Source organism: Microcystis sp. M109S1, from assembly GCF_020247025.1.
GTDB lineage: Bacteria > Cyanobacteriota > Cyanobacteriia > Cyanobacteriales > Microcystaceae > Microcystis.
Genome location: NZ_JADBRW010000061.1, coordinates 1 through 5,381 on the forward strand (window position 1 = coordinate 1; position 5,381 = coordinate 5,381).

Annotated in this window: 4 protein-coding genes; 2 read left to right on the forward strand and 2 right to left on the reverse strand. The window is 41.9% G+C overall.

The annotated features are described in order from the left end of the window. Positions 1-622: 622 nt before the first annotated feature. Positions 623-805: a hypothetical protein gene (locus IM322_RS02795; RefSeq protein WP_002769951.1), complete on the reverse strand. Its 183-nt coding sequence runs from the start codon at positions 803-805 to the stop codon at positions 623-625. Between the two features lie 292 nt (positions 806-1,097). Here IM322_RS02795 and IM322_RS02800 point away from each other — a divergent pair, with 292 nt between their 5' ends. Next, positions 1,098-3,323: a glycosyltransferase family 2 protein gene (locus tag IM322_RS02800; protein WP_287672385.1), complete on the forward strand. Its 2,226-nt coding sequence runs from the start codon at positions 1,098-1,100 to the stop codon at positions 3,321-3,323. 311 nt (positions 3,324-3,634) lie between these two features. Continuing rightward, a complete protein-coding gene (locus tag IM322_RS02805) occupies positions 3,635-5,203 on the forward strand; it encodes a hypothetical protein (protein ID WP_287672384.1) in 1,569 nt (522 codons plus the stop codon). 67 nt (positions 5,204-5,270) lie between these two features. On the opposite strand, the gene IM322_RS02810 is transcribed toward IM322_RS02805, so the two are convergent. Continuing rightward, on the reverse strand, positions 5,271-5,381 hold a 111-nt coding region (locus IM322_RS02810; protein ID WP_287672386.1), incomplete at its 5' end, for a transposase.

The window sequence follows — 5,381 nt, forward strand, 5'->3', positions numbered from 1 at the left end:
CGATTACGTCAAAATTAACGCCGAGTACACCACCTAGAGCGATCGTTCGGTTCTTTGACACTCCTGGGCCTAAAGGCGTGAGGATTCTCGAAGCTCATCACAGCCCTTTCTGGTTTCCCTTACTTAGGTCTTACACGATTATGTCTGAACCGAACCTACTAGAATATCACTTGCTATCTAGTTATCCTTTTTCTGGTTCACTCTCCAAGGGTTTTGGTCTTTCAACCAAGATTTGGGTATGTCCTACCCTATCTGTCTGACGACAAAGATTTTTACTGGTTTTTCATTCACCGTTGTTTATCGGAACCCCTGCGCTATGTTTGACGAGGTTTTCGCTACCCTCCCTTTTTGTCTCTTATGCAGACTTTCGAGTTCCAGGGTTCAACTCAATCGAGCCATTCACTACCGCCCACTCAGGGGATTCAAACCAATTTTATTTTAACATAAAGCCGTCCTAAAAGGACGGGGCTTTAACCCAAAATTTTGGGTTACAGGCTCTCTTGTCTTTGCTGGATTGTATCGCAACAGCTTGACCAAAGGTTGACGGCAGCATCTAGTCTATACTGGCAATCTCGACGATCAATCCTGTTGATCACACACCATCCAAGAGAGCCGATTACCCTTAATTAATCTTTTCAATCACTGCTTGTCCTAGTTGAATCAACTCAAAACCGATAAAAAGGCTTAAAATCACAGTTACAGCCTGATTAAGTAGGGGTATATTGCCTTTGCCTAGAACAGAAGCGACGAATTTGACCACAACTAAAACGAGAGCGCTAACAACGGCGATTTTGACGGCTATCATAGATTAATTTTTCCTCACGGTTAACCAAAGTATACTATGTTCCTGACGGGGTGACAAGCAGATTGAAAGTGAGACAGGGTGTGGGGGGTAGGGTGTAGGGAGCAACAATCCATAACTGGGTTTTTAAAGTTCGATTTGTCTCGTTCCAAGGTAGAACCTCCGCAAATGCGTTCCAAGGGTTTCCCATAAAACGATTTAGTATCATTCCCAAGTATGAGAAAGCTGCCCAATGCCCAGGTTTTTGTTAATAATTGTAAAATGTAGTTAGATTTATTTGCTCAGAAGGGGATTTATGTCTAACGAAGAGTCGATTTTTCCGTTCCCTCAAAAACCAGTGTATTCCTCCGTATTCAAGTCGATTTTAGCGATAATATCAGTTATCTTAATTATGTTAGCAGTGATCGGCGGGCTAATGATGGTCAGTTTATCATTATCTTGGCCAGAACACAATATTTATCGATTAATACTTGGCTTAGTAGAAGATTTTTTTAATCCATTTGCTTGGATTAAAGTTCCCACGGTTGCTCATAGCTATCAATTATTATTACCCACGGTTATCCTGCTAATTCTTACGCAGTTAATCATTTTCTTTTCTCCGCGTCCGCAAGTTTGGTCAAGATTAGTCATTATTTCTATCACTCTAGCTATCACCCTGCGCTATCTAGTTTGGAGAATTCTGGCCACCTTAAATCTTTCCACCCCTCTCAATGGCTTTTTTAGTTTACTACTTTTAGGCATTGAGATGATAGTTTTAAGTAGTAGCATGATTCAGTTAGTTTTAGTCTTAACCACAAAAGATAGAAGCAAAGAAGCTGATTTTTATAGCCAAGCGGTGATCGATCAACAGTATTTGCCCACGGTAGATATCCTGATTCCCACCTATAATGAGCCAGCCTTTATCTTAACAAGAACTATTATCGGTTGTCAAGCCCTTAATTATCCTCATAAAAATATTTATATTCTCGATGATACCCAGAGATCAGAAATTCATCAATTGGCAGAAAAATTAAATTGTCATTATCTGACTCGTGAGGATAGAAAAAACGCTAAAGCAGGTAATTTAAACCATGCTCTCGGACAAACCCAAGGGGAATTAGTGGTAGTTTTTGACGCAGATTTTATCCCTTGTCGGAATTTTCTAGAAAGAACTGTTGGCTGGTTTCAAAACCCTAAAATTGCCCTAGTGCAAACTCCCCAAAGCTTTTATAATGCTGATCCTATCGCCCATAACTTAGGTTTAGAAAATATCGTTACTCCCGACGAAGAATTATTTTATCGTCATATTGAACCGGCTAAAGATGGGGTGGGTAGTCCTGTTTGTGCTGGCACTTCTTTTATTGTCAGAAGAAAAGCATTAGAGGAAGTAGGATATTTTAATACAGAATCTATTAGTGAAGACTATTTCACTGGAATTGCTATTTCTGCCAAAGGTTATGAAGTTATTTACTTAAATGAAAAACTCAGCGCTGGTTTATCTGCCGAAAGTTTATCAGCTTATTTACGGCAAAGATTGCGCTGGGCAAGAGGAACGTTACAGGCATTTTTTATCAAAGCTAATCCCCTAAAAATTGCGGGATTAACTCTCCCTCAAAGATTGGCACACTTAGAAGGAATATTATCTTGGTTTTCTCCCTTAGCTCGTTTATTTTCTCTACTTATTCCTCTCCTTTATACCTTTGGATATATAGTACCTTTGAACATTACCATCGATGAGACAATCTATATCTTTTTACCCTACATGATGCTGCAGTTAGCCACTTATCACTGGTTAAATTCTCGCTCGCGCTCGATTGTTTTTTCTGAGGTACTATCGATGATTATTTGTGTACCTACATCCCTAACAGTTCTCCATGTTCTTTGGAAACCCTTTGACAAAGGATTTCAGGTGACACCGAAGGGAATTGCTCGCCAAAATTATCAATATAATTGGCACTTATCCTACCCATTGCTGTTTTTTCTCACTATTACTTTAATTAGTATTTTCTTTAATTTACGCCATCACAATTATCAAGAAAGTCCCCTAAATTTTGGCTTGATTTTGGCTATATATAACGTGGTTATTATCATGACTGCTTTAGTGGCTTTATTGGAAGCTCCCCTCACCATAGAAACTCAATACCAATTGCTGGAATATCCTGTTCACTTGATAACAGAATCGGATATAATCATACAGGGCAATCTGAAAAAACTTTCGGAAATAGGGGCAGAAATTCACCTGAGGGAACCCATCTACTCAGAAAAATTACTCCTAGATATTTTAGGCGAAGATTTGCGCCTATCGTCTCATCTAGTCAATCTAGAAAAACGAGGAAAAATCTGGCAAGCAACCCTTAAATTCCAGCAACTTACCCTATCAGACCAGAGAAAACTAATTACTTTTCTATTCTGTCGTCCCCAGCGCTGGGTTCTGAAAAATACGGCGGGAGAATTACAATCCCTTTGGTTGTTAATTATCAGCTTTTTTCGGGGTATAGGCTTAATTTGTCGGGCATTTTTGAATCGAAAAACAGCCCCTTAGTTAAGTCAAAAGTCGAAAATACTTATCGAAAAATTACTGGCTGGGCTCTTCTAGACTTTGTGTGATAATTTTTGCTTATGGAGTCGTGAAATGCTTATTGGGCAAGACTTTTAGGGCTATTTTGCGGAAGAAACCATCAGTATAGACCTCGTTTCCACACATAAACCAGAAGAGCCCTGGCTGATTATCCTATCAACTGGCCTTAGTCTGTGATTTTACTCACAGTGCTATTCTTGTATTATCACAGTTGTCACTTAACCAAAACTTGACAGTATTATAGTAAGAGTAACCATTCTTAGATGGACTGGCTTATGAACAATCGTTTATATCTTCACCTGATGGCTAATAAGGAAAAAGGGTTTGCCTTGCCTCTTGCCGTGTTAATTGGACTTATCCTGATGGTGACAGGAATGACTATGATGATGCGCGCCCAAGGCGACCAATCGAAAGTAATTGCCCAAAAAGCCCGGGCTGATAGTTTAAGAAGTTCCGAAGTGGGGCTGGCTCGCGTGCAGGATCTACTCAATAGCGTTCGAGTTATGGCGAGGTTTGATAGTAATTGTAGTTCTGGCGACTGTTGGGAGAACGCCCAAGTACCTACTGGTAATCCCAGTCCAGGCCTACAAACAGATTTAAAAAAATTAGCCATTGCCACCGACTGTGGTAATCCCAGTCCTACAAACGAAATTGCCGACAAAATCCTCGCACCCACAGGACAACGAGCAGTAAATCCAGGATTAAGAGATTTGGCTAGTGGTGAATGGTTTGAGTGGAATGATAATCGTTATTATCGCGTGGTTGGATACAGATTGACCACCAGCACTGACCCCAATATTCTGGGATTGGGAGTTCTCACCCTCGAAGGACGTTCCCGCAAAAGTGCCGAAACAGACCTAACTAAGATTGATATCAATAGAGATAGTGGCGATAATGCCGCCTCTCGTAACCGTCTGGTGGTAACTATCCCGATTCTTCCTTCTCTTCCCCTCGCACTCAATCGCACCACTGTCCCAGCTTTATGGGTAAGCGAGGGAGCCACGGAAAATGCAGGTGCAACTGGCCAGATTACGGTCGGCAGTGCGGATTATTCCGGCGGTGCTAACTTTCAAGGGGATGTGGTGATGAGCGACCCCACGGCATTTGACGAGGCGACGGCAACTTTGCGACCAGAGCTAGAATGTTTTATTAGCACGAACAAAATTCAACAGCCCACACCTGCATCCAATAACCCCTACAAAGCGCAATTTGTCGATGTGAGCTTCCCCAATTTACCAGCAATTCCCGCCGCCGCCAGCCTTCCCTCTGGTCAGCTAAACCTGGTACTTACCAGTTCTGCAACTTTTCCCCGATCGGGAGACAGACCATCTCCTAGAGGAGTGTACGAGTATATCGTTGATAAGATCGAGTTGGGTAGTAGCGATAAGATTACCATTACTCCCGGGCAACTGGTAGTTTTTTATGTTAGAGGTAATATTGACGGTGCGATCGAACACAATTGTGGTAGTACGACTGGCTGTAAACCGGGCAATCTACAAATTTATGCCTATAATGACCTTACTCTTTTAGGTGCCGCCGCTCCGCAAATTTGTCTGAGAGGCAACCAAAGACTAGAGGCGTTTATCTTTGCTCGTGACTATTCCCTCGGTAAAACCGATACCGGTGCTTTCGTCGGCGCTGCTTGGGGTAAAAATTGGGGCAAAATTACAGGCTGTGCCCCACCTAACAATACTGTGGCTGTGGCCCAAGGGGTAGAATGGACTGACTTAATCCAACCCAACCTGAATCCAGGCCCCTTAAACACTTTGCCCCAACTTGGTAAGATTACCCATTGGTGTGAGGAACCCATCGATACCGCTGCTGGTGCATCTGAGTGTGATTGATTTCCTGACTGCTTCACCCTCTCCGAGTACCTAAAAAAGTTGGCTCTTCGTTACTCTTTATGCTAAATCAACAGACAAGATGCCAAGATAACATACTTCTAACCCAAAAATTCTGAAAGTTTCTAAAGCCATAGCCTCTCCGTTTTATTAGTTTAAGTTTATTGTTGATTCCCTCGAC